This window comes from Methylobacterium sp. UNCCL125, assembly GCF_900116795.1.
Lineage (GTDB): Bacteria > Pseudomonadota > Alphaproteobacteria > Rhizobiales > Beijerinckiaceae > Methylobacterium > Methylobacterium fujisawaense.
Map to the genome: position 1 here is coordinate 1 of NZ_FPBW01000026.1, position 26,640 is coordinate 26,640.

A 26,640-nucleotide genomic window follows, 5' to 3' on the forward strand; every position below is an offset into this window, starting at 1 on the left:
CGTCCGCAGCGCTGCGCGCCGGACCCTGAAAGCCGCTCCGCAAGGGCGGCTTTTGTCGTTTCAGGACCGCCCCCATGCCGACTGCCGCAGACCGCGACGCGCTGATCGCCAGCGCGCAGCGCATCGGCGCGGACCCGCTCGACCTGGCGACCGTGATGTCGTTCGAGAGCGGGTTCAGCCCTTCGATCCGGGGCGGCTCGGGTAATCGGCACATCGGCCTAATCCAGTTCGGGCCGACCGAGCAGCAGCAATACGGCGCGAGCCAGGACCAGAGCTTCGCCGACCAGCTTCCCGCCGTCGAGCGCTACCTGACCGACCGCGGCTTCAAGCCCGGCATGGGGATGCTCGACCTCTATTCGACGGTGAATGCCGGCCGGCCCGGGCTCTACGACCGGAGCGACACGGCGAACGGAGGCACGCCGGGCACCGTAGCCGACAAGGTCAACACTCAGATGGCCGGGCACCGGGCGAAGGCAGCGGCCTTCCTCGGCGGAGCGTTCTCGCCCGGCTCGGCCTCGCCCAACGGTGCGTTCGGGCTCGCTGGGCCGACTGTGTCCGGGACGCCCAACTCGGTGACGCCCTCCGGCGGCGCCACCATGCAGTCGCCCGAGGCGGACCGCACCCTCCAGGTCGCCTCGCTGCTCCGGACGCTCACCGCCGCCGATGCGCCGGCCGCCTCCCCGGTGGCGCAGGCTGCCGCAGCGCCCGCCCCGGCCCCGGTGCAGATGCATCCGGCTCGCCGGCAGGCCCCCGCCTTCGACGCGCAGCGCTTCTTCGCGCTGCTGCCCGGCGCGACCACGACCCGCTAACCCGAGGACGGCTCTATGCCCGGTGCAGCCAACTGGGACGTCGCGCCCTCGGGCAACGACGTCTCGGATCCGCCGATCATCTTCAACGAGGGCCAGCCGGCCAAGACCATCAACGACGCCATGCGCGCGCTGATGGCCTCGGTGAAGCTCTGGATGCTCGACAACGCGGGCGTGAACCAGGCCTACGGCTCCGACGCCTATACGGTCATCACCCGACAGACCTTGTCGGCGAAGGTTGCGGCCCAGGCGCACACGCTCAAGTTCCGGACCACGACGACCAACCTCAACCCGTGCACGCTGCAGGCGGACGGCAACACACCAAAGCCGTGGCTGCGCTCGGACGGGAGCCAGTTCGGCCCGGGCGACATCTACCCGACGGTCTGGTCGGTCGTGTACGACCCCGACGCGCAGGTCTACCGCACCCTGTCACCGACGACAGAGCCGGCCGGGAAGATCGCGGCGTTCGGCGGCCCCAACGTGCCCCTGGGTTGGGAGATCTGCGACGGCCGGCCGGTCTCGCGCACCAGCTATGCCGCGCTGCTCGCTTCGATCAGCACGTTCTGGGGCAACGGCGACGGCTTCACGACCTTCAACCTGCCCGATCTGCGCGGCCGGTCGCTGTTCGGCGCCAACCGCGGGCTGAACCTGCTCTCGGGCGCCGGCGGTCTCGTCGGCTCGCTGGGCTATCTCGGCGGCGCCGAGACCGTGGCGATGCTGGCGACGCAGATGCCGCGGCACATGCACACCTCGACCATGTCGCCGGCGGGCTTCTTCCAGCCGACCATCCAGAATGCCGGGGCGCACAACCACGGCGGCACCAACATCGACGGCGCCCACGACCACACCGGCTCGACGAACGTGACGGGCAACCACGCCCACGTCGGGACCACGGACATCAGCGGCGACCACGCCCACGTCGTGCAGTACGGCTACGGCTTGGTCAGCACCGCGACGCCGAACAACGCGCAGGTCGTCACCGGCATCAACCTGGGCTCTCAGGGCAACGGCCAGACCACGCAGAGCGGCCCGCACGTCCACACGTTCACGACGGTCGCGACCGGCAACCACTCGCACAGCTTCGCGACCGATCCCGGCGGCACGCACAGCCACGGCATCTCGATCGACGGCAGCCACGCCCACACGATCGATCCGACGCCGAACCACACCCACACGCTGGTGATCGACACGGCCGGCTCGGGCGACCCGCACCCGAACGTGCCGCCGGGCGCCGTGGTGACCTGGGCCATCAAGACCTGAGGACCGGATGAGCGCCTTCAAGTGGAAGACGGACCCGACCGAGAACGGGCAGATCGACGCCGCCGTACCCGCCCTCCCGGGCACCTCGGCCCGGCTTCTGCCCGATGCGGCTCGCGGGATCATGGCGGGCGTCGCGATGCTCGTCGCGGACCAGGGCGGCGCCTTGGTCTCCGAGGGCCTAAGCGACGTCTTCGAGGTGCAGACGACCTCGGGGCTGAAGCCGGCACCCGGCGTGATGATCGGCTTCTGGGCCCATCGCGACAGCGTGGCCGAGCCGGCGCTGGCGGTCGACGGCTTCGGGCCGGCTCGGCTCCTAGCAGCAGATGGGGGCGAGCTCGCCCCGGGCGCCATGCGCAAGGGCGAGTACCAGCTCGTCGTCTGGGACGAGGCCGTCGCCTCCGGCGCGCCGGCATGGCGCAAGGTCAATCCGGCCCCGACCGACCTTGGCGTGCTGAACCTCGGCACATTGATGGCCGCCCTCCGGGCGATCCTGCCGACCGCACCGCCACCCGGGAAGGGAAATCTCTGGTTCAACAACGGCCAGTTCGCCGTGACGACGGAGGACTGAGATGGGTGCCTTCGACTGGTCGCAGCAGGCGGCCGCCAACGCGACGGCCGACCCCGACGTGCCGGCGCGCGACGGCACCTCGGCGCGTGATCTGCCTAGTCTCGTCCGGAGCCTGATGGCGGCACAGGCTGCCCTCCTGGCGGATCAGGGCGGCGCGATCCGCACTGGTGGTCTGGCGAACGCCTACCTCGCCCGCACGGCATCCGGTGTGGCCAGAATGGGCCCGGGCCTCGCCCTCCTCGTGCAGGCCGACAGGGGCAACTCGGGCAGCCCGACGCTGAACGTCGACAGTCTTGGCGCGCGGCCCTGGCGGCACTTCGACGGCTCGGTGCCCCAGGCCGGGCGGATCCAGGCGGGAAGCTTCCACCTCGTCGTGGCGACCACGCTGGCCGGGCTCGGACCATCCTGGGTCAGTGACTTCGGCGGCATCAGCGAGGGCGAGGCCGAGGACATCGGCATCACCACAGCCCTCATCTTCGGCGGGATCTGACATGAAGCTGCCCCCCATCCTCACGGGCATCGTCCTCGATCCCGCTGCCGGCACGCTCGACTTCTCGGCGCTCGGCGTGGGCTTCGACCCGCGTACCGTGCTGGCGGTTCTGCACGAGCCGACCAATCGGTTCCTGTTCGCGAAGGGGCGCTCGGGCCTCACCTATGCCGCGATCGCCGGACCGGTGATGACGCTGACCGTCGACACGACAGGCCTCGCCACCGGACCGGTGACGGGCTTTCTGGATGATGGTGCGCTGATCGCCACCGATGCGCGCCTCGAGGCGTGCCGGGCGCTGCTCGCGACCGCCAACGCCACGCTCTCGAACTTGGCCACGGGTCTCGGCACGCCATCCGATGTGGCCACGGGTTCGGATGCCGCAGCCGGATCGCTCATCGCCAAGGTGACGCGCCTGCTCGGCACGCAGTCGGGCATCGCCGCAGTCCTCGCCGCGATCCGTGACCGCCTACCGGCAGCTTTGGTCGGCGGCCGCCTCTCCGTCGACGGGTCCGGCGTCGTGCAGCCGGTCGCGGTCGGCAACTTCCCCGCGACGCAACCGGTCTCCGGGACCGTGAGCCTCGGTGCCGGCGCGGCGCAGATCGGCACCATCGGTAACGCCTTCGCCCTCGACGCGACGGCCCAGGCCGGCAACACCAGCCTGTCCTCTATCGACGGTAAGCTCACCGGCGCGGCGAAGGATGGGGCGGACCCGGCATCGCCGGCAGTCGCCAACGCCGGCACCGGCATCCGCGGCTGGCTCGCAACCATCGCCGGACAGCTCGGCGGCACGCTGAAGACGACCCTTCAGGCCGGGACCGCCATCGTCGGGCGGTTCGGCATCGACCAGACCACGCCGGGCACCACCAATGGCGTCGTGGTCAACAGCGGCGCGCTCTCGGCCGATCTCCGGGTGGCCGGTGCTGCCGTCACAGGCGCCAATGCTGTCCCGACCTATCTGCCCGGCATCGCCAACGCCGCGGGCACCGCTGCAGGCACCGCGCTGAGCGTGCAGGGAACCGCGGCCGGCGTGCCCATCCCGACCACCGTCCGCGGCGCCGGCACGAACCGGTCCACGACCGTCGGCACGACCGCCACGCCCCTGATGGCGGCCAACACGAGCCGGCAAGGCTGGAAGATCAAGAACGACTCGGCCGGGGACATCTGGATCAACTTCGACGCGACCGCGACCGCGGCGCCCGGCGGCGGCAACATCAAGGTGCCCGCCGGCTCGTACCTCTCCAGCGAACCCGGGTTCGTGGAGACGGGCGCGATGTCGGCGATCGGCTCGGCGGCCGGCCTCGCCATCACCGCCCGGGAGCACTGAGCATGCGCCGCCTGCCGCTCATCCTCGCCCTGTGTGCCGCGCTCGTCCTGCCGGCACGCGCCGCCTTCATGCCGCCGCCCGTCCCGCAAGGGCCGTTCACGGCCTACACCCCGAGCCTCGCCTGTCCGAGCGGGTCTCTGACCAGCGCGACCGCGACCGGCGGGTACCAGGTCGTCGGCAAGATCGTGTTCTGGCAGGCCACGGTCACGATCACGACCAACGGCACCTGCGCGACCGCGCTCAACGTGGGGCTGCCGTCCGGCCTGCCGGTTTCCTCGGCGCGCCCCTACACCGCCTTCGGGCGCGAGAACGCGAAAACCGGAGCGGCACTCCAGGCCTACACGCCCGCTGGCGCCGCCTTCGCCTCGGTGACCGCGGCGAGCAACAACTCCTACGCCGGCCAGGACGGGGCGGTCTTCTACATCTCCGGCTTCTATGAGAGCCAGTGAGCCCTCATCCGCGCCGCGCGATCCCTCCAATATCCGGGCCGACTCTATGCTTCTTCGTACCGTAGCTGGCGCACTCGCCATCATGCTGCCTCTCCAGGCGGCGGCTTATGATCCGGCACAGGCGCCCCGCTATAATTCGCCCGACCTGTATCGGCCGAACCTGGACGGCGTGATCCTGCGCGGAGACAGCTCGCGCGGCAACGTCTCCGGCACCAGCGTCGTGCCCAGCCTCGGCGCGCTCGACGGCACCCTGGCCCGGGTCGTCGCGTGGCTTTCGGGTGTAAGCACGGTCGCAGATCTGCGTGGCAGCCCGCGCGGCGCCTACTTCCGCGCTGTGTCGACCCTTGGCTTCTATGCCGCCGGCGACGGTGGTGGCGCGAGCTACCGCTTCGACCCGACCGACAAGACCTCAGCCGACAACGGCTGCACGGTCCTGGTCGGCGCGGACGGTGCGCGATGGAAGCTCGACTGGAAGGTCACGATCGATCTGCGCCAGTGTGGAGCTAAGGGCGACGACACGACCGACGATACGGCGCGGGTTCAAGCCGCCTTCAGTGCCGCCGCCGCGCTCGGAGCCGAGATTTCGGTTCCGACCGTCGCTGCGGGCAAGGGGTTCAAGCTCACCTCGACCGTCACGGTTTCCGGAGCGCCCTTGCGGGTTCGCGGAAGCGGGATCGACCCCGGCAACCTTCAAGGCTCACGCGGCGTCGGCTCGTGGTTCCATCTCGCCCATGCGGGCGTAGGCTTCCTGTTCCAGAACACCGGGTACGCGGGCGCGAACGAGCTCGTCGGCATCGGCACGTACCGCGATCAACCCGCGCCGGCCGCGGGCTGGGCGCCCCTGGCCGCCGATTACGACGTGGTGCTGAGTGCGGCCGAGAGCGTCGTCGACATGACGATGCTGAACGCCACAAAGGGGCTGAAGGTCACCGGCAACGTTGGGATGCGGACTTGGGTCAAGCGCCTGCGCGGCCAGTTCATGCAGAACGCGCTTCTGATTGAGCGCGCTAACGACAAGAATAAGATCGACTATGTCGATGCGTGGCCCTATTGGCAGAATACAGATTTCGTTAACAGCTACACCGCCAACAATCTCGACACCGTCATCATGCAGCGGGTCGATGGCCTGGACGGCGGCTACCTGTTCACAATCTTCGCGAAGTCGGCCCTGCGATACAGCCAGCTGGTCGCCACCGGCGCGGGGACAGGGGTCGCGTCCGAGCACAGCTGGAAGGCTGTCTATGCCGACAATGCCCGGACGTTCCTGACCTTCGATGCGGGCGCGCAGTACGCGAACCTGCATATCGGCTGGGGGACGATGTACCAGGACCCCTACAGCACAGGAGCGCACTACGGCATCGAGAACAACGGCGCGCCGAACGTCTCCGTCGCGATCGACGACTGGAAGGCCAACAACCTGCGGGGCGGTGCCGCCTATATGACCGGCGCCGGTGCGCTGCTCTCGATCGGCACGTTCCACGAGGGACAGTTCAATCGGGCCGGCACAGGCGCGCCCGCGTTTGTAGCCGTCAACGGTGCTCAGGTCCGCATCGGCCAGTACCTGCGAGCCAATGCAGCGCAGACGATCTACGGCGCCGGGGCACTGGCGGGCGTAACGGGCTGGTCGGCCCCTAACGGCGGGGCGCCGCGTGCGGGCGGGACGGGCGTATTCGCGACGTTCGACGTGGGCTTTCTGAGTTCGACCACCAGCGCGACCGGGCAGTTCGCCTTCCCCCATAACGTCGGCCAGACCCCCAACGACGTGCAACTCTCGCCATCGCCGTCCTGTCCCGACGCGCGGCTGTACTACGCCGACGCCACGACGCTCGGCGTGCGCTGCTCCGATGCGTCCGGCGCCGCACTGGTCAATGCCACCGTGTCGTTGACCTACAGAGCCGGTATGGTCGGCAGATCCCTGCCGACGTCGAACTACTGAGCCTCGACGATCCTCCCGCGTCACCCGAGAGCTGACACCAACGCTCGCCGCCATCCAGCGGTGAGCACCGGCCACTAAGGTCCCCTCCTAAGCTCTCCTCTCAAGAGGTCCTGATGCTCCTGCGCCTCCCGGTGCGGGCCGCCCTCGCGTGCCTCGTGCTCGCGGGATCGACCCCGTGCGCCCATGCCGAAGTCGCCTCCTGGTACGGTCCGGGCTTCCATGGGCGGCGCGCCGCCGACGGCTCCCGCTTCGATCAGGACGCCCTCACGGCCGCGCACAAGACGCTGCGGTTCGGGACCCGGGTGCGGGTGACCTGCGAAGCCACCGGCCGCTCGGTCGTCGTCCGGATCACGGACCGCGGGCCGTTCATCGCCGGCCGGGCGATCGACCTCTCGCGCGGCGCGGCCCGGGCCATCGGCCTGTCGGGCGTAGGCCGCGTCCACCTCGCCATTCTCGGCTGACCCGGAGACCGCCATGGCTACGTCCACCGACGAGGGCGCGCGAACGCGCCTGGACCGCACCAAGTTCTTCGCCGCGCTGAAGCCGATGTTCGGCTCGTATACGCAGGCGCAGGTCGACGGGCTCAACCACCTGCTCGACGTGTTCCTGGCCTACGCGCGCGTCCTAGACCGGCGACTGCTCGCCTACATCATCGCGACCTCGTTCCATGAGACCGGGCGCCGGATGCAGCCGGTCCGCGAGGGGTTCGCGACGACCGATGCCGGCGCGCGCGCGGCGGTGGCGAAGCTGTTTGCCCGGGGCGCGATCAGCCGGAACTACGCGCTGCCGAACGCGAAGGGATTGAGCTTCTACGGCCGCGGCGACGTGCAGCTCACCTTCGAGGACAACTATCGCCGGATGGGCCTGCTGCTTGGCGTTGCGCTGGCCGAAGATCCGGACCTCGCGCTCGACCCGACCATCTCGAAGCGGATCCTCGTCGAGGGCGTCACCCGCGGCGTGTCCCAGAAGGGCGACTTCACCGGCAAGGCGCTGGAGGACTACATCCACGGCGACGTCTGCGATTACGTCGGCGCCCGCCGGACCGTGAACGGCACCGACAAGGCCGAGCTGATCGCCAGCTACGCGAAGAAGGCCGAGGCCGCGCTGATCGCCGCCGGCATGCCGCTCCTCGGCGCGCGGATGCCCGACGCCCTCGGCAAGGCCACCCCGGTCGCCACTCAGCCCGCCACGCCGGCCTCCTACGCTCCGGCCGCCTCGACGGTGCCGACCGCCGTGGCCGAGCCCGGCTTCTGGGCGCGCGTCCACGCCCTGCTCTCCCGCAAGACAAAGGTGGCCTGACATGCTGCGCCCTCGCTTCCGCCGGGTCCGGCGCGGCATCCTGCGCTGGTACGCCGCCGCGCGCGGGTACCGGATCTACGCGCTTGCACTCGTGCTCGCCGTGCCCGACATCCTCGACGCGCTGGCCGGGGTGGACTTCACCGTCCTGCTGCCGCCGGGCTGGGGCGCGAAGGCCGCCTCCATGCTCGCCATCGCGCGCGTCGTGTTGGGCATCGTGATCCGGCGCCTCGCCATGGTCGGCCCGCCGCCGGCCGGAGGACCGCGCTGATGGGTGCCATCTTCGCCATGGCCGGCAGCCTCCTCGTGAAGCTGTTCGGCTCCGGCATCGTCCAGGCGGTGCTCGCCTACCTCAACAAGCGCTCCGACAACGGGGTGCTGACGAACGCGCAGAACGTCACCGGCGACGTCACGGTCGCCCAGGCGCAGCTCACCGCCTACGTCGAGGAGCGGAAGGTGGTGGCGCAGGAGCGCGCCGAGCAGCACCTCTCGCCCTGGACGGCCTGGATGATCCCGACGGCGTTCGGGTTCTGCATGATCCACTTCGGCGCGATCGTCCTGGACAGCACCTTCCGGTTCAACTGGCAGGTCGCGAAGCTGCCGGCGCCGTACGACGCGATGGAGAACGCCATCGTGCTCTCGGTGATCGGTGTCGCCGGCATCGCCCCGACCGTTCGCCGGATCTTCGGCAAGTAGCCCTCACCCTCCACCTCCCCCGCAGGGGGTAGGCCGCGAAAGACCGTCGCCATGGACACGTCCTTCCTGTCGCCCGGGCCGATCACCTGGGCGCAGCTCATCGCGCTCGCGCTGTTCCTGATCGCGCTCGGCAAGGGCGCGGACTGGATCATCGGGAAGTTGCGCACCGGCACGAAGGAGGCGGTCTCGCCGCTCACGATCGACATGGCGGCGGCCAAGATCGAGATCCGGTCTCTCGACGAGAAGCTGAACGCCTTCAAGATTGAGGTGGCGCGGACCTACGTGACGGGCGACGTCATCACCCGGCTGGAGCGGCGCATCGACGACATGGTCAGCTCGGTGCGAGGTGAGATGAAGGAGACCCGCGAGGCGATGCTGAAGGCGTTCATGCATCGGCCGCCGGATTGACCGGCCGCCGTTAACATCTGTCAACGCTCTGGGCGCCCTGGCTTCGACCGGGGCGCCTTTCGTCGTTTCGAACCCTGTGTCGTTGGAGGGGCGGCCGAAAAATCAGCTTCGTTGGATCTGCTCTGGATCAATTTGGGCGATGAACGTGACTGCCACCGTGGTCATTGGATAATGATCACCCGAGCCAGTGAAGGTCACACTCAGGATCGGCTCTGATGTGGAAGTACGCCTTTCGTGCACGCGCACGATCTCATTTTGTCCTGTACGTGGGACATGAACGACATACCAGCCAGGTTCAGTCGGCTTTTCTCCTGTCTGGACAGGGCGAATAGCAAAATGCATTTCATGACCGCCGCGTGTCGCGCAGAGCGCACCGTCCGGGACTCTAGCTCACTCGGCTCGACGCGACAGTCCCGTTCGGGCACATGGGTGCATGCAAAACTAGCAGCCCCGCCGGCACCGCCGCGTGGGGCTTTCTTATGCTCATGAGCGCGTTACCATCGGTCCAGATTCGGCCTCACATCCCCCGGGGCTCGGATCTGGGAAGGCCCGCCCGGTCCGCCGACGCGGGCTTTTTCGCGTCAGGATGCGCCTTCGTTCGAAAGCAATCGCCCGGCGTAGTACCGTCCCACCGCTTCGATGACTGGCGCGAACATGCCCGCCATCCAGGGCACCAGCGCTTCGATCTGCAGCGCATCATCAGCCACTTGGATCGCAATGCTTGCCGTCTGGCCGTAGCCTCGACCGGCGAACGCGCGGCGATTGCCGAACCAGTCCTCGGCCTCGACCTGGATCTTCTCCGCCTCAAGGCGTCGGAGGGCCCAGTCCATATGCTTATCGATCCGGCGCCGGACCTCTGCTGCTCCGAGATCGTGCGGGATGGTGATGATCAGGCACTTCGGCAACGGCGTCTCCTTGGAAACCGAGCCCGTCACGTGCCGCCGGTTGGTTAAGGCTTGGTGAGTATCGGTGCGCACGGCTCGCCCGCCTTGGCCGCTTCCGATCGGGTCCCACCGCGGGCCGCCCGCTCGCTCAGCGCAGGCACCCCGCGGTAACCGCCTCTGTACATCGTCTGACTGAGCCGCGTTGCGTATCGGCTCGGCTCACACGCTGGTGAGATCGGAAGCTCCCCCGCCCCGTGAGCAGATCGGGGCGGGGCCGAGCGGCTTAGGCTGTGCGCATTCCGGCAGGATAGCCGCCGGGATGACGCTGTCGAGAGGTTCAGGCCGTCTTGGGCTTGTTGCTTTTTGGCTTGGCCCCAGCTGCTCGCACGTTGACGAAGCCGCCCGACACCGCCGACCGCTTGATGGTCATCGGGTAGAGCTTCGCCTGCCGCTTCACCATCACGACCCGAGGCCCAACTTGGCTGTATGTACCGCTCCGGACGGAGGGCTTGATGTTGTCGGAATGGATCTTGTGCTCGAACCATTCACTCTGCCCGAGTGCCGAGAGGGCACCAACAGGATCGAGAGAGACCAGCCTAAGAAGTGACACCGCAGCGGGCTCCAAGCTCACACGTCCCTGTTCCCAGTTGCGCCACGTCCCGAGCGGGATCCCAAGGGCCGCCGCTATCTCGGGCTGCGTCAAGGCAAGCCGCACGCGCAGCGCCCGCGGGGATTCGACCACGTGCGCGTTGGCCGGCACCGGCAGATTATCGTCGCCGTCGGCCGCGCGATGTGCTTCGATCTCAGTCTCGGTCGTAGCTTCGACCTTCGCCCGATCGACCGTCGAGGCTCGATTACGGAGTTCGTCCAGCGTCATGCGCGCCATAGCAAGCGCTCCTTTTTGTTCGCCAGCCGAGCCGAGATGAGGCGGCGTACCTGCTGACCTTCGGCGTCTTGCCGGTCGGTGTAGACGACGGTGTAGAAAAGGCCGTCCGCTTCACCGACCGTCACCATGCGAACCTCGCTGTAGTCGCGGCGCGTGTCCTGCCACTCGACGTAGCGGCCGAAGAAGATGCCGGCGGCGTCCGCGAACCCGAAGCCGCGCTCGTCGCGCGTCGCTTCATCCTTCGCGTCATCCCACTCGAAGATCATGCTCGGATGTACGCTTTGTGCGTATGTGTCGCAAGGGACTACGATCGGATCGCGCACGCACGAAACCTCGTAGGCATCTGCTGATGAGGATCCATTAAGCCTGCGGCGCTACCGCCGAAACATGTCCGACCTCCCTCGCGCCGTCGCCACCTGGCGCGACCAGATCGAGCGCCTGTCCGAGCACGCCTCGCCCATCAGCAGAATGGCGCGGTATAGAGTGATCGCTCAGCGCCGCGACCCAGCTGGACGGTCTCGAGGATCGACATGGTAGACTCAAGCATATCGTCCCACCTCACGCCCCTCGACGAACCTCGTGCCCGTGAGGAACGATTCCGCATCGAAATGACGGCCAACTGTCGGGATGCGGAGGCCATCCCTAAAGTGCTCGGCGCAGGGCAGATCGTCAGGGATGGCGAGCGCGACGTGCAGATCATGCATAATGGGCTTCGCGTTGTGTCCGGTGGATACCACGGCGCCTGGATGGCTGAGATTATCAAGCGCCTTCGCGGGCACCACGAACCGCAAGAAGAGGCAGTCTTCCACGAGATCATCAAGCTCATGCCTGAAAAGCCTAGAATGATAGAGCTCGGTTGTTTCTGGGCATATTACTCGCTCTGGATGTTGCAGGCGCGCCCAGATGCATCGGTGATCGGAGTTGAGCCTGATGCAAAGCACATTGAGATCGGAAAGCAAAACGCGGCGCTTAACAGCCGAAAAATGACATTCGTTGAAGCTTCTGTGGGTGGGCAAACACTGGATCCTCGCCCTTTCGAAACCGAGTCTTCGGGTGTGAAGGTAATCCCGCAAGTAAGCGTGCCGCAACTGATGGCTGACGCCGGCATAGATCGGCTTGATCTCTTGCATTGTGATACGCAGGGGGTTGAAACCGAGATCCTTCTCTCGTGTGCTAAGCTGTTTGAAACGGGCGCCATCCGATTTTGCCTTGTTTCAACACACCACCACTTCATATCCGGCGACCCTCTAACGCATCAGCGCTGCTTGCGTATCATTGAGGCGGCTGGTGGCTCAATCATAGCTGAGCACAGCGTAGCCGAAAGTTTCAGCGGAGATGGTCTAATTGCCGCTTATTTTGGCAAAGATCCAATTTTAGATCCAGGAATATCTCTTAGTTACAATCGAACTTCCAGTAGTCTCTTCCGCGATCCGCTATTCGATCTAGCAGAGGCTTCGGTCTGAATGGCCCCAAAGGCGTTCATCCGGAGCACGGCTTCCTGCGTGGCGAATATGCCGGCGCACTGCTGGTCAGCGACAGCCCGGTCATTGGCGTCGAGCCGGACCGGATCGTGTTCGACCGGTTCTCCGGCTACCGGACGAAGCCGGGGCAGACCTGGGGCCGCCGGTCTGGGAGTTCGCGGCGAAGAGGCGCTGACCTTTACGCCAGCGGTCGCCCGGTCCGCGCGCTCCAGGCCTTCGCTCGGTCCCACGCGGCGGCCAGCGCCTCGATCGCTTCGTCCCGGGTCGCGGCCTCGCCGTTCAGCGGCCGGACGCCCGTCGCTTCGTGCCCGCGCTGGCAGCCCGTACAGGTCCAAGTCCACGAGCTGTTTTGCGGCCCCCCGTCGATCCGCTTGATGCGCCCGACGTGCTGACCCGCTTCCTCGGCGACGAAATCGTGGTGCGTGTCGGGGAAGGCGCGGCGCCAAACGAAGGTCATGTTGCTACGCCAAGGCGGCCATCAGCAGGCATTCGCGAGCCGTCTCCAGCCGCTCCTCGTCCGATCGATCAAGCAGGTCGGCGGCGATCTTCTCAACGATCTGTCGTGTGACTGCTTCGTCCAGACCTAGCCCGCGCGCGAATCCGTCAACGCGGCGCATCATGTACTGGATCGCGGCTTGCTGGCGTAGAGGAGCGGGAGCCTCGGTCATCTCATCACCCCAAGAACTCTCGCAGCAACAGCAGAGCGACGCCGACAGCGACCAGTGAGTACATCACGAACCGGAAAGTGCGGTCTCTGGGCATGGCGTAGGCCTATCGACCTTCAACGAACATGAGCAGCAGCGCCCTGACGAGCATCAGGCTTCCGAAGATCCCAACCGCGAAGCCATTGCATGCCGAGTAACCGAGGATAGGTTCTGAGAGCTATATGGTGGCGAAGAAGATTCACCCGGGTGCCGTCTGCGGTGTCATCCCTTGATCGGATTGGCCAGCAGGATCGCGGTCCGAACTATGTTGCGCTTCCAGGCCGGCTTGTCGGTGGTGAGCGCCTCGGCCGCGCGGGTGTTTGTGCGGAGCGTCTCGACGAGGTCGAGGGTCCAGCCCTTCGCGAGCGGGAAGGCCTCGGTTGCCAGATCCGCGAGCACCGCGTCGACCGCGGCGTCGACCTCCTGATCGCTGACCTCGCCGGCCTTGCGCAGCTCGGAGACGGTTGCGGGATCCTTGGCCATGGCCGAGGGGTAACGCCGGCCTGCTCGGGTGTCGAGGTGGCAACAAATGGTTTGACAATCCGACACCTAAACCATTGGTACTGGTGGTGCGGTTTGCCGCGATTTCAGCAGCTAAGCGCTTGAGCTGAAACACATAAGCCGGGCATCATAATCCTTGTGTCGGGGGTTCAAATCCCTCCCTCGCTACCACTGATTTTATCGAGCTTTTCGGCGCCACGGACGATTCGACCGGTAAACTCGTACCGGATTGGTACCGATGTCGCCTGTGTGCATGGACCGCTTCAGGTCCATTGCTCTAAAATGGCGCTTTCGTTCTTTCAGCTCAAGCGATCAACGACCGGCAACCGCGCCGATGGTGATGGCACGTCGGCCACCGGTCCTGCGCCAGCAAGGGAGTCGCATCGGCATCTTTTTGTAGTTGCATCTTCTAAGCTGGAACGAGGGTTCGACTTCCTCCGTCTCCGCCAGCATGACTCGACATCATCTAAGTCGCTGCGGTTGCTGGATTTTGCGAAAGTTAGATTCGCGGTTTGACCCCGATATGTCCCCCCACGGCGGCACCGGCTCCAGCTTCTGAAGGTACACCGGTCTCGCGCCGCCAAGCGCCGCGACACAGCTGATAGGCTCGAAATGAAGGAACAGTGGTTCCTTCAACCCGGCCTGAGCCAGGCGGCCGGAAGGAACCGTGCGGCGTGACCGGCAACGATCTGGGCCGTCGCACCGTGGAAGGTGTCGCCATCGACGACGGGTCCTGTAGGCGGCATTCTCCTCCCATCCAAAGGTCGGAGGTGAGAGGCGTCCGATCGCAAGTCGGCGGACGTCCTATCGTCGCCTCCCACCGCCTCTCCGGAAGCGTGCTCCCGCGTGGCTTGCATCAGAGCTCGCCGAGTCGGGGGCAGCGGCTCATCATCGGCACCTGCGGAGGACGACGGAAATCGGGTGACGGGCACCTCGAGGGAGATGACCTTCCCTCTCTCTCGCGGAACTGTTCCTCAAGTTACGAAATGGACATCGCCTCGAAGCAAGCCGCGCATGCGGCGCCTGGCCAGTATAATGGCTTCGCGCTTCAGCCGGTGCGCTTCTGCCATCACCTTCTGACGGCTCCGCCGGGAGCGCTCGTCCCGCTCGAGCACCTGGACGATGTCGCCGTTCACTACCCGGACGGCTCCGTCCTGCTTGAGCAATGCAAGAGCGGGCCCAGGCAGAATCCGGTGCCCGACAGGACGGCCGATCTCTGGAAGACCTTCGCATTGGCTTGGAGGGTGCCGACGCGGACAGGAAAGTTGGTCCAGGCGCTTGACGAAGCCCGCAGCGAAGACGAGGTGGCTTCGGTCGACGCGAAGGCTGGAAGACTGGTCTAGAATACCGCGACATCCGCCGCGTGCGCATCGCATCTGAAAAGATATCTAGCCGCGGACAAGGACCTTCGAGCATGCGTGATTGCTCGGTTCCGTCTGGAGAACGGCGACCACTCTCCCGTTTCACCTTTGCTGAAACTCATCGAGGTGACGGATCCGCCGGAACTCGCGTTGGCCATAGCCAGGAGCGCCATCGGCATCGCGAAGCAATGGGCCGACGAATTGATCCGCGCAGGCAGGCCGGCGATCATCGAAGGAGATGCCTACAAGCGGCAGTTCCGTTCCTTCATCCAAAGGCACAACCTGCCGGACCTTCTGGTCTCCCTGGCTCCCAAGCCCGTGCCCGGCGACATCGAAGCCCTGTTGGCCGTCCGGCCTACGTTCGTCCGCCAGCTCGAGATCATCGAGGCGGGGCTGGACGAAACGTCCTGTGCGGTGAGCGACTACCTGCGAACGTCGGCGGACAAGACGATGTGGGCGGAGCAAGGCCTCCTCTATGTCCTGGAGCAGGCCAGGCACGAGCGCCGCCCCTCCGCTGGTAGTGGCCTCGTCTGCCACTCCGACCGCGGCTCGCACTACGTCAGCATCCGCTACACTGAGCGCCTTACTGAGGCCGGCGACCGAGATGGACGTGAAGCCGAACGTCCGGTTCTGCGCGCGATGGCGATTTGGCATGACGTAGTCTGGCCGATAGCGGCTGGTCCGCTCCGGAGGAGACACGACGCGAAAGCAGACCCGATCTATCCGGCCGTAAGCCGGATCCCGAACGCCGCCCCCGTCGTGGCTGGCCGGTTCACGGGGCCGGGTTCGCCCCGGGCCCGGCGCAAGTGAAGCATGGGCCGCCGCGCATAGGCCGCTACGACTCGCAGGCCGCCGGACCCGCCCAGCTGCCCGCGCTAGCCCCTCTCCACCATGACGACGATGTACACGCAGGGGACAGACCCCTCGTTACACAGACGGTAAGACGACTCGATCATGAAGGAGAGGGTGTCCCCGGACGAGATTTTGTACTCTTGGTCATCTATCAGGGCGGTCAATTCGCCTTCCTGCATCAGGATATGTTTTTCGACCGCGGTCGGATAGACGGGCAGAAGCCCGGATGATTGGCCGGGCGGAATGCAGTGCTTGACGATCTCGGCGCCCCCGCCCTCGCGCAGGGGCGACAGCACCGTCCGCTCGAAGCCGCTCTGCGGATCGCGGAACGTGACTTGGTCCGCGCTCCGGTTCGACGCTACCCCGGTCGCCGCCGGCTCGACGCCGAGCAGGGCCGACATCGAAACGTTCAACCCTCGCGCGATGCGCACGATGATCGGCAGGGTCGGCGACTTTTCGCTCCGCTCGATCGCGGAGAGGAAGGCCCGGCTCACCTGAGAGCGCCCGGACAACTCGTTGAGCGTCAAGCCTCGCTTCTTGCGCAGGTCACGGACGCGCCCGCCGAGATTTTTCGAGACCGTTTCGCCCAGTCGCCCCTGCGACTCAGCGTCCCTGTAGTGCTTGCTGCTCTCGTCGCCGAGCGGTGATGGACCGATGTCGGCCGTCAAAGCACGATTACGATCGGGCGAGGTCTTCATCGAAGGCGAGCCACATCCCAGGATCCCGGCAGTACGGGCCGCCATACAGGGCTTTACACCGGCGATCCAAGCGTCGTCGAAAAGATGAGCCCGCGGGCCGTTCCATCATCCCCTATCAATCCAGTGAATTCTTCTATAGAAGAAAAATGTGATCGCGAATCACCAATTCCGGCCGTGAATGCGCGGGCGGGGTGAACAAGGCCGAGACGGCCGATCGGGGAGGAAGCGCCTAGAATGCCCCCTGGATCCGTAGATCCGGGGCCGTGCGGTGCTGGCGCGAGACTCTTCGCCCGAACGTCGTCCGAAGCCTGGCCTCACCCAGACCGACTCCGCCCCGGAGTTTGAGCACTCGACCACCGAACCTCCTTGTTCGGATGTCGAACTTCAGAACAGGACGGGCGGCCTCACAGTGCTGTCCTCAGCGTCCGGGGGGATGTGAGATGGCGACAGCCGCTGTGTTGGGTCGTGCCGCGAGCATGACGGCCAAGGAGAAGCGCGTCATCGTGGCCGCATCACTCGGCACGGTGTTCGAGTTCTACGATTTCTTCCTGATCGGGTTGCTGGCCTCTGAGATCGCCAAAGCCTTCTTCTCCGGGGTGAACCCGACGGCGGGCTTCATCTTCACACTTCTGGGATTCGCCGCGGGCTTCCTGCTGCGCCCGTTCGGCGCCGTCGTGTTCGGCCGCCTCGGCGACCTCGTCGGCCGGAAATACACCTTCCTCGTCACCATCCTGCTGATGGGCCTCTCGACCTTCGTGGTCGGCCTCGTGCCGACCTACGCGACCATCGGCATCACGGCGCCGATCGCCTTCATCACCCTGCGCATGATCCAGGGGCTGGCCCTCGGCGGCGAGTTCGGCGGCGCCATCATCTACGTGGCCGAGCACGCTCCGGCCGACCGTCGTGCGGCCTGGAACGGCTACGTGGTCCTGACCGCGGCGCTCGGCTTCCTGCTGGCCGTCGGGGTGATCATCCCGCTCCGCCTCAGCCTCGGGGCAGGTCCGTTCACGGATTGGGGCTGGCGCATCCCATTCCTGGTCTCGGTGATCCTGCTGGCCATCTCGGTCTGGATTCGGCTGATGCTCGACGAGAGCCCGGAGTTCCGGCGCATGAAGGCGGAGGGCAAGGGCTCGAAGGCCCCCGTGGCCGAGGCCTTCGGCCAGTGGCGCAACCTGCGCCTGATCCTCATCGCGGCCCTGTGCATCGTCCCCGGCCAGGCGGTGGTCTGGTACACGGGCCAGTTCTACTCGTTCTTCTTCCTGACCAAGGTCCTCAAGGTCGAGGGGCTGACCGCCAACCTGCTCCTGATCATCGCCACCGCGCTCTCGGCGCCGCTCTACGTGGTGTTCGGCGCCCTGGCCGACCGCATCGGCCGCAAGCCGGTGTTCCTGATGGGTTTCGTCCTGGCGGCGGTGCTGACCCTGCCGATCTTCCACGCCCTGACCACCTACGCGAACCCGGCGCTGGCGCGGGCGCAGGAGAATGCGCCGATCACCGTGGTGGCCGATCCCGCCGAGTGCGCGGTGCAGTTCAACCCGGTCGGGACCGCCACGTTCACGTCGTCCTGCGACGTGGTGACGGACGCGGTCGCCAAGCTCGGCCTCAGCTACGACCGGCGCAGCGGCACGGGTCCGGCGACGGTGCAGGTCGGCTCCGCGCGCGTGGCCGGCTACGCGGGCGACACGCCCGATGCGGCTACCCAGAAGGCGCGGTTCGAGCGCGAGCTGAAGGCCGCGCTGGCCGCCGCCAGCTACCCGCTCGGCGACGCGGACCCGAACGCCATCAACAAGCCGATGATCGTGCTGCTGCTGTTCGTCCTCCTGAGCTTCGGCACCATGACCTTCTCGGCCTCCACCACCGCGTTGCTGGAGATGTTCCCCTCGCGCATCCGCTACACGGCGATGTCGTTCCCCTACAATCTCAGCTCGGCGTGGTTCGGGGGGTTCCTGCCGGCCACCGCCTTCTCGATCGTGGCGGCCACCGGCAACGTCTATTCCGGCCTCTACTACCCGATCGGCGTCGCCGTCGCCGCGGCAATCCTCAGCCTCCTGTTCGCGCGCGAGACGCGCGGGACGGACATCTCCCGGGCCTGACCCAGTCCGCGCCCTGACGCCGGATGCCATAGCGGAGCGTGCCATGAGCCTGACCTACTTCATGCCGACCCGGGTCGTCTGGGGTCCCGGTTCCCTCGACGGCGTCGGGCCGGCGACCCACGGCCTGGGATGTCGCAACGTTCTGGTCGTCACCGATCCGGTGATCGGCAAGCAAGCCTTCTTCGCCCGCGTCCTAGACAGCCTGAGAGCGGCGGGGCTCGAGACCGCGCTGTTCGACGCCTGCGGGATCGACGCGCGGCTCGCGCATATCGACGAACAGGCGGCCCGCTGCCGCGCGGAGCGGATCGACGGCATCGTCTGCGTCGGCGGCGGCTCGGTGATGTGCACCGGCAAGGGCGTGGCGATCGTCGCGGCCAACGGCACCACCCTGCGCGATCACCTGGGCGCCGGGAATTTCGACCGGCCGGCGCTGCCGATGGTCATGGTGCCGACCACGGCGGGTTCGGGGTCGGAGGTTTCGCAGTTCACCATCGTCAAGGACGAGGAACGGCACCTGAAGCTCCTCGCCGGCGGGCCGCTGAGCTTCCCGGCGGTCGCCGTCCTCGATCCCGCGGTGCTTGCGACGCTGCCGCGGAGCGCGGCGGTCCTGCCCGCGGTCGACGCGCTGACGCACGCGATCGAGGCCTACCTGTCGGATCTCGCCTCGCCGCTCACCGACGCGCTGGCGCTGGAATCGGCCCGCTTGCAGGCCGCCTCGATGCGCGCCTCGATCCTCGACGGCGACGAGGCCGCGCGGGCCGACAACCTGCTCGCCTCGGCCATGTCCAACATCGCCTGCGGCAACGCCCGGCTCAGCCACGCGCACGCCCTGTCGTTGCCCCTCGAAGGCCATCTCGACCTCGCGCACCCGCTCGGCGTCGGGACGCTCGTGCCCTGGACCATGGCCCACAACGCAGCGGCGGTGCCCGCCAAGGGCCGACGGCTGGCCGAGGCCCTCGGGGCCGACGTCGCCGGCCTCACCGACGCGCAGGCCATTGAGGCCGGCGTCGCGGCCCTGTTCCGCCTCTACGACGACATCGGCTTCGCCCGCCATCTGACGCCGGATCACCTGCCGCCAGAGCGCTGCGCCGAGATGGCCCGCCTCGCGGTTCCGGGCCTCTACGCGCCGCAGACGCCGCCGCACATCGACGAGGATACCCACATCGTCGCGCCGGCGGCCCGGCCGATGACCGTCGCGCAGGCGACTCGGATCTACGAGCGCTGCCTCGGCCGCTGAGGCCCAGGGGACGCGCGGGAACCAGACACAGATCAGGAGATCAGGGATGGACGAGTCCTCGACCCCCGGCCAGCCGGGTTCAAGCGCCGCGTCGGAGCGCGGGCCGGAGGCCGGCGTGCGCGACCTGGACATGTATATCGACGGCGACTGGCGTGCCTCGGCCACCGGGCGATGGATTGAGACCAAGGATCCCTACACCAACCGGGTCTGGGCGCGGATCCCCGAGGCCGGCGCCGCGGATGTCGACGCGGCCGTCCGCGCGGCGCACGCCGCGTTCTCCGACGGTCCGTGGGCGCGCATGACCGCCAGCGACCGCGGGCTGCTGCTCCACCGTCTCGGCGACGTGATCGCCGCGAACGCGCAGGAGCTGGCCGATCTGGAGGTCCGCGACAACGGCAAGCTCATGGTCGAGATGCTCGGCCAGATGAAATACCTGCCGCGCTGGTTCCAATACTACGGCGGTCTTGCCGACAAGATCGAGGGCTCGGTGCCGCCGACCGACAAGGTCGGCATGTTCAACTACGTCGTACACGAGCCGATCGGCGTGGTCGGAGCGATCACGCCGTGGAACTCGCCACTCCTGTTGACGGTGTGGAAGCTCGCACCGGCGCTCGCGGCGGGCAACACCGTGGTCGTCAAGCCCTCCGAGTTCGCCTCGGCCTCCATGCTCGGGCTGGCGCGGCTGTTCGAGGAAGCGGGCTTCCCGAAGGGTGTCGTCAACGTGGTGACCGGCTACGGGGCCGAGGCCGGCCGCGCGCTGGTCGAGCACCCGCTCGTGGAGCGCATCGCCTTCACGGGCTCCGACCTCGGCGGTGCCAAAATCTCGGAGGCCGCGGGCCGCCAGTTCAAGCGCGTGTCGCTGGAACTCGGGGGCAAGTCCCCGCACATCGTATTCGCGGACGCCGACATCGACGCGGCGGTCAAGGGCGTCATCTCCGGCATCTTCGCCGCCGCCGGCCAGACCTGCATGGCGGGTTCGCGGCTGCTGCTGCACGCCTCGATCCACGACGCCTTCGTCGAGAAGCTCGTGGCGCGCATGCGGGAGGCCCGCCTCGGCGATCCCCGCGCGGCCGATACCGATGTCGGCCCGATCGCCACCGAGCCGCAGCTCGCGAAGGTTCTGGACTACATCGAGATCGCCAAGGCCGAGGGCGCCCGCTGCGTGCTCGGCGGCAAGCGGGCGAGCGATCCCCGGCTCGGCGAGGGCTGGTTCGTCGAGCCGACGATCTTCACGGGCGTGACCAACCAGATGCGGATCGCCCGCGAGGAGGTGTTCGGCCCGTTGCTATCGATCATGACGTTCGAGACCGACGATGAAGCCGTGGCGATCGCCAACGACACGCCCTACGGCCTCGCCGCCGGGTTCTGGACGACGGATCTCGGACGGGCCCTGAACCTGCCCAGGCGCCTGCGTGCGGGCACCGTCTGGGTGAACGCCTACCGTGTGGTCAGCTACCTCGCGCCCTTCGGCGGGTTCAAGAACTCCGGCATCGGTCGGGAGAACGGGCTCGCGGCGATCCTTGAGTACCTTGAGACAAAGAGCGTCTTTATCAATCCAAAATCGTCCATCACGAACCCGTTCACTCTGCAATAAGGTAACTAGAGGTACGGCGCGCCGGTCAAAGCTGGACAATACTGCAAGACCTGGCGCCTGGACGCGACGACAAGACGGGAGCCCGGGCCAGCGCCCGGCAGCCCGCGACACGGATCACCAGGGAGGCCCCCGATGGCGTTGAACCTGACGCAGAAGCTCGTCCAGTCCCACCTCGCCGAGGGCGACCTCACCCCGGGCGGCGAGATCGCTCTCAGGATCGACCAAACCCTCCTGCAGGACGTGCTCGGCGGCCTCGTCATGCTTGAGCTGGAGGCGATGGGCGTCGAGCGCGTCAAGGTCGGTCTCGCGGCGCAATACATCGACCACAACCTTGTCCAGAACGACCAGCTCAACGCGGATGAGCACATGTTCCTGCGCTCGGCCTGCCGCCGATTCGGGGTCTGGTACTCGCGGCCGGGCAACGGCATCAGCCATCCGGTCCACATGCAGAGCTTCGGCAAGCCCGGCCAAACGCTGGTCGGCTCCGACAGCCACACCCCCGCGGCCGGCTCGCTCGGCATGCTGGCTTTCGGGGCGGGCGGCGTCGAGGTGGCGCTCGCCATGGCGGGCGAGCCGCTGCAGCTGCGCATGCCCCGGGTCTGGGGCGTGAAGCTGACCGGGTCGCTGCCCGACTGGGTGAGCGCCAAGGACGTGATCCTGACGCTGCTCGGCCGCCACGGGGTCGAGGGCGGCTTCGGCCGGATCATCGAGTATTACGGGCCGGGCCTGGAGGGCCTGACCGCCATGGACCGGCACGTTATCGCCAACATTGGCGCCGAGATGGGCGCCACCACGAGCGTGTTCCCCTCCGATGCGTCGACGAAGGCCTTCCTCGACGGTGTCGGGCGCGGCGGCGACTGGACGCCGCTCGCGGCCGACGCGGGCTGCGCTTACGACGACCACGAGGAGATCGATCTCTCCACCCTCGTACCGATGATCGCCAAGCCGTCGAGCCCCGGCAACGTCGTGCCCGTCTCGGAGGTCGCCGGCACCGAGATCTACCAGGCTTACATCGGCTCCTCGGCCAATCCGGGCTTCCGCGACTTCGCCGTGGCGGCCGCCATCGTGAAGGGCCGCACCGCCCACGATCGGGTGTCCTTCGACATCAACCCCTCGACCCGGGTCGTGCTGGAGACCCTGATCCGGGACGGCCAGCTCTCCGACCTTATCCACGCCGGCGCTCGGGTCCATCAGGCCGGCTGCAACGGCTGCATCGGCATGGGCCAGGCCCCCGCCTCGGGCCGCAACTCCCTGCGGACGGTGCCGCGCAACTTTCCCGGCCGCTCCGGCACCCGGGAGGACAGCGTGTTCCTGTGCTCCCCGGAGACGGCCGCGGCCTCGGCGCTCACCGGCATCATCACCGATCCGCGCACCCTCGACATGCCCTACCCGCGGATCGTGCCGCCCGCGATGGTGCCGGCCAACACCACGATGCTGGTGGCGCCCTTGGCTGAGGCGGAGGCCCGGGCGGTGCGGCTGGAGAAATCCGAAAACATCACGACGCTGCCCGACCTCGGCAAGCTCGGGCCCGACATCCGCGTGCCGGTGATGCTGAAGACCGGCGACGACATCTCCACCGACGACATCATGCCGGCGGGCGCCCGGGTGATGCCCTACTGGTCGAACATCCCGAAGACGAGCGAGTTCACCTTCGAGCCGATCGACGACACCTACCCGAAGCGGGCGAAGCAAGGCGGCAAGGAGCGCGCCGGCCACGCCATCGTCGGCGGCCTGAATTACGGCCAGGGCTCGAGCCGCGAGAACGCCGCGCTCGCCCCGCGCTATCTCGGGCTGGAGGTCGTGCTGGCCAAGAGCTTCGCCCGGATCCACTGGCAGAACCTCGTAAATTTCGGCGTCCTGCCGCTGACCTTCCAGGACTTGGCCGACTACGACCGGCTGGAGATGGGCGACACGGTGGAGATCACCGGCGTCGCCGACGCGCTGGCGGCGGGCCGGGAGATCACCGCGACCGTCCGGGGCGGCAAGGCGACGATCCGGCTGCGGCACGACCTGTCGCCGCGCCAGATCGAGATCCTGCTCGCGGGCGGCGTGATCAACTGGCTGCGCGGGCGCATCCAGCCCGAACCCGCCCGCACCGTCGCCTGAGAACTGTTGACCAGGCCGGCGAGCGGCACCTGTGAGGCGCGCGCCGCACACGTTGGCTCCCGGCCCGGGTCGGGTGCCGCCGGCCGGTCGCCCCAGAACCCGAGATCGAACACGTCTATCGTTGACAGGCTTCACCGTCAGGAAAAGATGGAGGACTCAGCATGATCGTCACACGCCGCAACCTGCTCGGATCGGCGGCGATCGGCGCCGGCCTGATCACCAGCCCGGCCGTGCTGCGGGCACAGGCGCCGAAGGTGCTGCGCATCTCGCACCAGTTTCCGGGCGGCACTCTGGAGTCCGGTGACGCCCGCGACCGCATCTGCCGCCGCTTCGGCCATGAGCTCGAGAAGCGCACCGGCGGCAGCCTGACGGTACAGGTCTATCCGGGTTCCTCGCTGGTGAAGACGCTCGCGCAGTTCAGCGCGGTGCGCAAAGGGGCCGTCGACCTGAGCCTCGTGCCGCTCTCCTACGCGGGCGGCGAGCTGCCGGAGGCCAACATCGCCCTGATGCCGGCCCTGGTGACGAACTACGATCAGGCCGCCCGGTGGCGCACCGCCCCGGTCGGAGAGCGGCTCGCCAAAACGCTCAACGACAAGGGCGTGATGATCGTGACCTGGGTCTGGCAATCGGGAGCGGTCGCCTCGCGCGTCCACCCGATCCTCGTGCCCTCCGACGTGAAGGGCGTAAAGATCCGCGGCGGCGGCCGCGAGATGGACCTCGTGTTCCAGGCCTCCGGCGCCATCGTCTCCACCATGCCGTCGAGCGAGATGTATATCGGCATGCAGACCGGTGCGCTGGAGGCGGCGGTGAGCGCCTCCACGAGCCTGATCTCGTTCCGTCTCGACGAGCTGACCAAGAACCTCACCGCCGGCCGGGGGCGCTCCTTCTGGTTCATCCTGGAGCCGCTGATCATCTCCAAGGCAACGTTCGAGGCGCTGACGCCGGAGCAGCAGAGGGCTGTTCAGGAGATCGGCCAGGAGCTGGAGGCCTTCTCCTTCGCGGCCGCCAAGGCCGATGACGAGGAGATCACCAAGATCTACGCCGCCCGCGGTGCCAAGATCCACGAACTCACGGCCGATCACATTCAGACATGGCGTGAGGCGGCCCGCGACACGGCCTGGAAGGATTTCGCCGGCAAGAACGCCTCATGCGCCGAACTGCTCAGGCTCGCGGAGCAGGTGCAGTGAGGTGCGCCCGGATGCGGCTCCCCCCTCCTGCGGAACGCGTAAGCGATATCCGACGCTCGCCCAGATGTCTGCCGGGATCTGCGAGCGCGGCATCGACCCCCTGAATGCCGACACGCGTCGAGACCGAAGGGATGCCTCCGATGCCCTCCGCGGCGGCCTGCAGCGCGGTCGTCAAGCCGCATGTCCGCTCAAGCCGCAGGTCAGCTTTCGAGATGTCCGCGTTTCGACCCAGATCGGTTTGGGCGCAATGCCGAATGTCTGGTCCTGCGTGCGCTGACGATCCGGCGTGACGCAGTCTGGCCGAAAGCCGCCAGTCCGCTTCGGAGGAGGTCCGCCGGAAAAGCGGACGGCCCGCTGCCGACTCATATGAGACGTGCCGATGATCGTCGGCGCCTCTCGAAACCGGTCATTCGCGACCATCCGGCAAGTTCGGCTTGAGTTGCCTGCGATTGGAGACCGAAGCGCGCAGTTCCAGAATGCGAGCATTCCGCATCATGAACGCCCAAGCGCCTATCGTAGGAAAGACTGCTCACCGAGGCGCCGTACCGATCTGTCTGCAGGGAACCCGCCGCCTAAAAATTGATCCGGATCAAAGTCGGTCAGCGTGCCGAGTGCATCGCTTCGAGGATGGACTGCTCATTGCTCTACATAAGTCAGAAGCTGGCCACGCCCGACGAGATCACCGACATCGTCGAGATTTCACGCGCGCGCAACGCCGTGCTCGACGTCACGGGCGCGTTGGTCGCCTTGCAACACTGGTTCGCCCAGATCCTCGAAGGCTCTGGCGGATCAATCGACACGCTCATGACGAGCATCAGCCGAGATCGGAGACATCGGGACGTCCAGATCCTCGTCTACGAGGACATCAAGGAGCGGCAGTTCCCGGATTGGACCCTCGCCTATAACGGCTCAGCCCACTTCGTCGATGGATTGATTGAGGTCTTGGCCGTCCGGACGGGCGCTACGCTTGTACCCTACCACTTGCATCGTCTGATCCAGGGCATTGCCGAGTTCACCCGCCGCCTCCACTGAACACTGGCGCTGGCGAATGGCTCGAACCGGCTCGGCATGCCTCTTGAGCGGGCGTAGAGCAGGCCTCACGAAAGCCTGTGATGGGGCGAGAGCTGATGTCCTCTGGCTTCGCCGCTCTAAGCAGAGCGGCACGGCGCCGACCTGTACAGTTGTTCGACGCATCACCTCCGGAGGCTGCGCGCACGGTCGGGCGGACCGGGCTCGGTCTCAGTGCTCCGTGCCTAAGAAGACGCCGATGCAGTGGAACCCAAGCCACACTTTGATGGGTCGGCCGTTTGCCAAGGTCTTCGAGACGGCCAAAGCCTCGGCATCATCGAAGGCGTAGAGCGTGCAGAGATCGCACCACTCGGCGTATTCGTTGAGCAAGACGAATGTGTATCGCATGCGGACGAACGATGGCGGTGGCGTGGATGCCTCATCCTCGTCGTCTGACATGGCACCGCCCTCGGCGAGTGACGCGACCGCCAGCATCTTGGGGGAGGAAAAACCGACCCAGACGCCAGCGGTCGCGGCTGACACCCGAAGGGCCAGCGCGCAATGCTGCGCCAGCGAGCGACGGGAACTTTGTGTTGGATCAATCCGCCGGGGCAGACAGCCTGCGCGAGCAGTATGGGCGGAGTAACCATTGTCCGCTTCAATCCATTTGGGCTCGGAAGCGGAAAGGCACAAATCCACCCTGAACGGCCCTCACGCTTCCGAACCAGTCCAGCCCTCAAGATCGGCATCGTCTCTAGTGGGCGTGAATCAGGGTCCATCTCTGGTCCTACGAACCAGTCGACTCCAGGTTTCCT

General features: G+C 67.1%; 28 protein-coding genes and 1 pseudogene. 21 read left to right on the forward strand and 8 right to left on the reverse strand.

Translation table 11 applies throughout. From position 1 onward, the window contains the following. Positions 1-74: 74 nt before the first annotated feature. The 12 genes from BM396_RS23695 to BM396_RS23750 all read left to right on the forward strand — a co-directional run bounded on the left by BM396_RS23695 (position 75) and on the right by BM396_RS23750 (position 9,233). Positions 75-809: a hypothetical protein gene (locus BM396_RS23695; protein WP_043388579.1), complete on the forward strand. Its 735-nt coding sequence runs from the start codon at positions 75-77 to the stop codon at positions 807-809. Between the two features lie 15 nt (positions 810-824). Then, positions 825-2,066, forward strand: a complete 1,242-nt coding sequence (locus BM396_RS23700) for a phage tail protein (protein WP_091994964.1) — start codon at positions 825-827, stop codon at positions 2,064-2,066. Between the two features lie 7 nt (positions 2,067-2,073). Then, positions 2,074-2,634 carry a hypothetical protein gene (locus tag BM396_RS23705; RefSeq protein ID WP_043388573.1) on the forward strand — a complete coding sequence of 187 codons (561 nt, stop codon included), beginning with the start codon at positions 2,074-2,076 and terminating at the stop codon, positions 2,632-2,634. 1 nt (position 2,635) lies between these two features. Beyond that, positions 2,636-3,124, forward strand: a complete 489-nt coding sequence (locus tag BM396_RS23710; protein WP_043388574.1) for a hypothetical protein — start codon at positions 2,636-2,638, stop codon at positions 3,122-3,124. A gap of 1 nt (position 3,125) precedes the next feature. After that, positions 3,126-4,448 (forward strand): hypothetical protein, encoded by a 1,323-nt coding sequence (locus tag BM396_RS23715; protein WP_091994967.1) that lies wholly within the window; start codon positions 3,126-3,128, stop codon positions 4,446-4,448. 2 nt (positions 4,449-4,450) lie between these two features. After that, positions 4,451-4,897, forward strand: coding sequence for a hypothetical protein (locus tag BM396_RS23720; RefSeq protein ID WP_091994970.1), 447 nt, complete (start codon positions 4,451-4,453; stop codon positions 4,895-4,897). Positions 4,898-4,979: 82 nt separating this feature from the next. Next, on the forward strand, positions 4,980-6,833 hold the full coding sequence (locus tag BM396_RS23725; protein ID WP_091994972.1) for a hypothetical protein: 1,854 nt from the start codon (positions 4,980-4,982) through the stop codon (positions 6,831-6,833). A 113-nt stretch (positions 6,834-6,946) separates the two neighbouring features. Then, a complete protein-coding gene (locus tag BM396_RS23730) occupies positions 6,947-7,294 on the forward strand; it encodes a septal ring lytic transglycosylase RlpA family protein (RefSeq protein WP_043384669.1) in 348 nt (115 codons plus the stop codon). 13 nt (positions 7,295-7,307) lie between these two features. After that, the gene (locus tag BM396_RS23735) at positions 7,308-8,132 is read left to right on the forward strand and encodes a glycoside hydrolase family 19 protein (RefSeq protein ID WP_051976145.1); all 825 of its coding nucleotides are present in this window, start codon (positions 7,308-7,310) and stop codon (positions 8,130-8,132) included. A 1-nt stretch (position 8,133) separates the two neighbouring features. Further along, positions 8,134-8,400, forward strand: coding sequence for a hypothetical protein (locus BM396_RS23740; protein WP_091994975.1), 267 nt, complete (start codon positions 8,134-8,136; stop codon positions 8,398-8,400). Next, the gene (locus BM396_RS23745) at positions 8,400-8,825 is read left to right on the forward strand and encodes a hypothetical protein (RefSeq protein WP_043384666.1); all 426 of its coding nucleotides are present in this window, start codon (positions 8,400-8,402) and stop codon (positions 8,823-8,825) included. Before BM396_RS23740 ends, BM396_RS23745 begins: the two co-directional genes overlap by 1 nt. Positions 8,826-8,876: 51 nt before the next feature. After that, entirely contained in the window at positions 8,877-9,233 is a 357-nt protein-coding gene (locus BM396_RS23750) for a hypothetical protein (protein ID WP_043384664.1), read from the forward strand. 581 nt (positions 9,234-9,814) lie between these two features. On the opposite strand, the gene BM396_RS23755 is transcribed toward BM396_RS23750, so the two are convergent. From BM396_RS23755 to BM396_RS23765, 3 genes are all read right to left on the reverse strand, one after another. Further along, on the reverse strand, positions 9,815-10,210 hold the full coding sequence (locus BM396_RS23755) for a polyhydroxyalkanoic acid system family protein (RefSeq protein WP_244538941.1): 396 nt from the start codon (positions 10,208-10,210) through the stop codon (positions 9,815-9,817). Positions 10,211-10,454: 244 nt separating this feature from the next. Further along, positions 10,455-11,003 carry a helix-turn-helix domain-containing protein gene (locus BM396_RS31925; RefSeq protein ID WP_051976144.1) on the reverse strand — a complete coding sequence of 183 codons (549 nt, stop codon included), beginning with the start codon at positions 11,001-11,003 and terminating at the stop codon, positions 10,455-10,457. Next, positions 10,991-11,269 (reverse strand): BrnT family toxin, encoded by a 279-nt coding sequence (locus tag BM396_RS23765; protein WP_043384662.1) that lies wholly within the window; start codon positions 11,267-11,269, stop codon positions 10,991-10,993. Before BM396_RS23765 ends, BM396_RS31925 begins: the two co-directional genes overlap by 13 nt. 264 nt (positions 11,270-11,533) lie before the next feature. On the opposite strand from BM396_RS23765, the gene BM396_RS23770 reads away from it, so the two are divergent. Beyond that, positions 11,534-12,466, forward strand: coding sequence for an FkbM family methyltransferase (locus BM396_RS23770; RefSeq protein WP_081948705.1), 933 nt, complete (start codon positions 11,534-11,536; stop codon positions 12,464-12,466). Between the two features lie 196 nt (positions 12,467-12,662). Here BM396_RS23770 and BM396_RS23775 read toward each other — a convergent pair whose 3' ends face one another. The 3 genes from BM396_RS23775 to BM396_RS23785 all read right to left on the reverse strand — a co-directional run bounded on the left by BM396_RS23775 (position 12,663) and on the right by BM396_RS23785 (position 13,671). Next, entirely contained in the window at positions 12,663-12,941 is a 279-nt protein-coding gene (locus BM396_RS23775) for a hypothetical protein (RefSeq protein ID WP_043384659.1), read from the reverse strand. Between the two features lie 4 nt (positions 12,942-12,945). After that, positions 12,946-13,152, reverse strand: a complete 207-nt coding sequence (locus BM396_RS23780) for a hypothetical protein (RefSeq protein ID WP_043384657.1) — start codon at positions 13,150-13,152, stop codon at positions 12,946-12,948. A gap of 258 nt (positions 13,153-13,410) precedes the next feature. Then, positions 13,411-13,671 (reverse strand): hypothetical protein, encoded by a 261-nt coding sequence (locus BM396_RS23785; RefSeq protein WP_043384654.1) that lies wholly within the window; start codon positions 13,669-13,671, stop codon positions 13,411-13,413. Positions 13,672-14,675: 1,004 nt separating this feature from the next. On the opposite strand from BM396_RS23785, the gene BM396_RS23790 reads away from it, so the two are divergent. Together BM396_RS23790 and BM396_RS31930 are read left to right on the forward strand one after the other, a co-directional pair. Further along, positions 14,676-15,032 carry a hypothetical protein gene (locus BM396_RS23790; protein WP_043384652.1) on the forward strand — a complete coding sequence of 119 codons (357 nt, stop codon included), beginning with the start codon at positions 14,676-14,678 and terminating at the stop codon, positions 15,030-15,032. Positions 15,033-15,518: 486 nt separating this feature from the next. After that, a pseudogene (locus BM396_RS31930) lies at positions 15,519-15,647 on the forward strand (IS3 family transposase); the annotation flags it as partial. A gap of 278 nt (positions 15,648-15,925) precedes the next feature. On the opposite strand, the gene BM396_RS23800 reads toward BM396_RS31930, so the two are convergent. Further along, positions 15,926-16,600 (reverse strand): helix-turn-helix domain-containing protein, encoded by a 675-nt coding sequence (locus BM396_RS23800; protein ID WP_158713291.1) that lies wholly within the window; start codon positions 16,598-16,600, stop codon positions 15,926-15,928. 440 nt (positions 16,601-17,040) lie between these two features. Here BM396_RS23800 and BM396_RS23805 point away from each other — a divergent pair, with 440 nt between their 5' ends. From BM396_RS23805 to BM396_RS23830, 6 genes are all read left to right on the forward strand, one after another. After that, positions 17,041-18,693, forward strand: coding sequence for an MFS transporter (locus BM396_RS23805; protein WP_043384648.1), 1,653 nt, complete (start codon positions 17,041-17,043; stop codon positions 18,691-18,693). 43 nt (positions 18,694-18,736) lie between these two features. Next, positions 18,737-19,930 (forward strand): iron-containing alcohol dehydrogenase, encoded by a 1,194-nt coding sequence (locus BM396_RS23810; protein ID WP_043384646.1) that lies wholly within the window; start codon positions 18,737-18,739, stop codon positions 19,928-19,930. A 130-nt stretch (positions 19,931-20,060) separates the two neighbouring features. Beyond that, positions 20,061-21,524: an aldehyde dehydrogenase gene (locus BM396_RS23815; protein ID WP_199807254.1), complete on the forward strand. Its 1,464-nt coding sequence runs from the start codon at positions 20,061-20,063 to the stop codon at positions 21,522-21,524. 132 nt (positions 21,525-21,656) lie between these two features. Continuing rightward, complete coding sequence (locus BM396_RS23820; protein WP_043384643.1) at positions 21,657-23,630, forward strand: aconitate hydratase; 1,974 nt, start codon at positions 21,657-21,659, stop codon at positions 23,628-23,630. 161 nt (positions 23,631-23,791) lie between these two features. Next, complete coding sequence (dctP, locus tag BM396_RS23825; RefSeq protein WP_078946990.1) at positions 23,792-24,817, forward strand: TRAP transporter substrate-binding protein DctP; 1,026 nt, start codon at positions 23,792-23,794, stop codon at positions 24,815-24,817. A gap of 579 nt (positions 24,818-25,396) precedes the next feature. Then, positions 25,397-25,849, forward strand: a complete 453-nt coding sequence (locus BM396_RS23830; protein WP_051976142.1) for a BLUF domain-containing protein — start codon at positions 25,397-25,399, stop codon at positions 25,847-25,849. A 207-nt stretch (positions 25,850-26,056) separates the two neighbouring features. Here BM396_RS23830 and BM396_RS23835 read toward each other — a convergent pair whose 3' ends face one another. Then, on the reverse strand, positions 26,057-26,284 hold the full coding sequence (locus BM396_RS23835) for a hypothetical protein (protein ID WP_139239534.1): 228 nt from the start codon (positions 26,282-26,284) through the stop codon (positions 26,057-26,059). Between the last annotated feature and the right edge of the window lie 356 nt (positions 26,285-26,640).

What these genes read in the sequence shown, in the direction of transcription:
- BM396_RS23695 (WP_043388579.1), top strand. Translation starts at nt 75, where the DNA reads ATGCCGACTGCCGCAGACCGCGACGCGCTGATCGCCAGCGCGCAGCGC.
- BM396_RS23700 (WP_091994964.1), top strand. Translation starts at nt 825, where the DNA reads ATGCCCGGTGCAGCCAACTGGGACGTCGCGCCCTCGGGCAACGACGTC.
- BM396_RS23705 (WP_043388573.1), top strand. Translation starts at nt 2,074, where the DNA reads ATGAGCGCCTTCAAGTGGAAGACGGACCCGACCGAGAACGGGCAGATC.
- BM396_RS23710 (WP_043388574.1), top strand. Translation starts at nt 2,636, where the DNA reads ATGGGTGCCTTCGACTGGTCGCAGCAGGCGGCCGCCAACGCGACGGCC.
- BM396_RS23715 (WP_091994967.1), top strand. Translation starts at nt 3,126, where the DNA reads ATGAAGCTGCCCCCCATCCTCACGGGCATCGTCCTCGATCCCGCTGCC.
- BM396_RS23720 (WP_091994970.1), top strand. Translation starts at nt 4,451, where the DNA reads ATGCGCCGCCTGCCGCTCATCCTCGCCCTGTGTGCCGCGCTCGTCCTG.
- BM396_RS23725 (WP_091994972.1), top strand. Translation starts at nt 4,980, where the DNA reads ATGCTGCCTCTCCAGGCGGCGGCTTATGATCCGGCACAGGCGCCCCGC.
- BM396_RS23730 (WP_043384669.1), top strand. Translation starts at nt 6,947, where the DNA reads ATGCTCCTGCGCCTCCCGGTGCGGGCCGCCCTCGCGTGCCTCGTGCTC.
- BM396_RS23735 (WP_051976145.1), top strand. Translation starts at nt 7,308, where the DNA reads ATGGCTACGTCCACCGACGAGGGCGCGCGAACGCGCCTGGACCGCACC.
- BM396_RS23740 (WP_091994975.1), top strand. Translation starts at nt 8,134, where the DNA reads ATGCTGCGCCCTCGCTTCCGCCGGGTCCGGCGCGGCATCCTGCGCTGG.
- BM396_RS23745 (WP_043384666.1), top strand. Translation starts at nt 8,400, where the DNA reads ATGGGTGCCATCTTCGCCATGGCCGGCAGCCTCCTCGTGAAGCTGTTC.
- BM396_RS23750 (WP_043384664.1), top strand. Translation starts at nt 8,877, where the DNA reads ATGGACACGTCCTTCCTGTCGCCCGGGCCGATCACCTGGGCGCAGCTC.
- BM396_RS31925 (WP_051976144.1), bottom strand. Translation starts at nt 11,003, where the DNA reads ATGGCGCGCATGACGCTGGACGAACTCCGTAATCGAGCCTCGACGGTC.
- BM396_RS23765 (WP_043384662.1), bottom strand. Translation starts at nt 11,269, where the DNA reads ATGATCTTCGAGTGGGATGACGCGAAGGATGAAGCGACGCGCGACGAG.
- BM396_RS23770 (WP_081948705.1), top strand. Translation starts at nt 11,534, where the DNA reads ATGGTAGACTCAAGCATATCGTCCCACCTCACGCCCCTCGACGAACCT.
- BM396_RS23775 (WP_043384659.1), bottom strand. Translation starts at nt 12,941, where the DNA reads ATGACCTTCGTTTGGCGCCGCGCCTTCCCCGACACGCACCACGATTTC.
- BM396_RS23780 (WP_043384657.1), bottom strand. Translation starts at nt 13,152, where the DNA reads ATGACCGAGGCTCCCGCTCCTCTACGCCAGCAAGCCGCGATCCAGTAC.
- BM396_RS23785 (WP_043384654.1), bottom strand. Translation starts at nt 13,671, where the DNA reads ATGGCCAAGGATCCCGCAACCGTCTCCGAGCTGCGCAAGGCCGGCGAG.
- BM396_RS23790 (WP_043384652.1), top strand. Translation starts at nt 14,676, where the DNA reads ATGGACATCGCCTCGAAGCAAGCCGCGCATGCGGCGCCTGGCCAGTAT.
- BM396_RS23800 (WP_158713291.1), bottom strand. Translation starts at nt 16,600, where the DNA reads ATGAAGACCTCGCCCGATCGTAATCGTGCTTTGACGGCCGACATCGGT.
- BM396_RS23805 (WP_043384648.1), top strand. Translation starts at nt 17,041, where the DNA reads ATGGCGACAGCCGCTGTGTTGGGTCGTGCCGCGAGCATGACGGCCAAG.
- BM396_RS23810 (WP_043384646.1), top strand. Translation starts at nt 18,737, where the DNA reads ATGAGCCTGACCTACTTCATGCCGACCCGGGTCGTCTGGGGTCCCGGT.
- BM396_RS23815 (WP_199807254.1), top strand. Translation starts at nt 20,061, where the DNA reads ATGTATATCGACGGCGACTGGCGTGCCTCGGCCACCGGGCGATGGATT.
- BM396_RS23820 (WP_043384643.1), top strand. Translation starts at nt 21,657, where the DNA reads ATGGCGTTGAACCTGACGCAGAAGCTCGTCCAGTCCCACCTCGCCGAG.
- dctP (WP_078946990.1), top strand. Translation starts at nt 23,792, where the DNA reads ATGATCGTCACACGCCGCAACCTGCTCGGATCGGCGGCGATCGGCGCC.
- BM396_RS23835 (WP_139239534.1), bottom strand. Translation starts at nt 26,284, where the DNA reads ATGTCAGACGACGAGGATGAGGCATCCACGCCACCGCCATCGTTCGTC.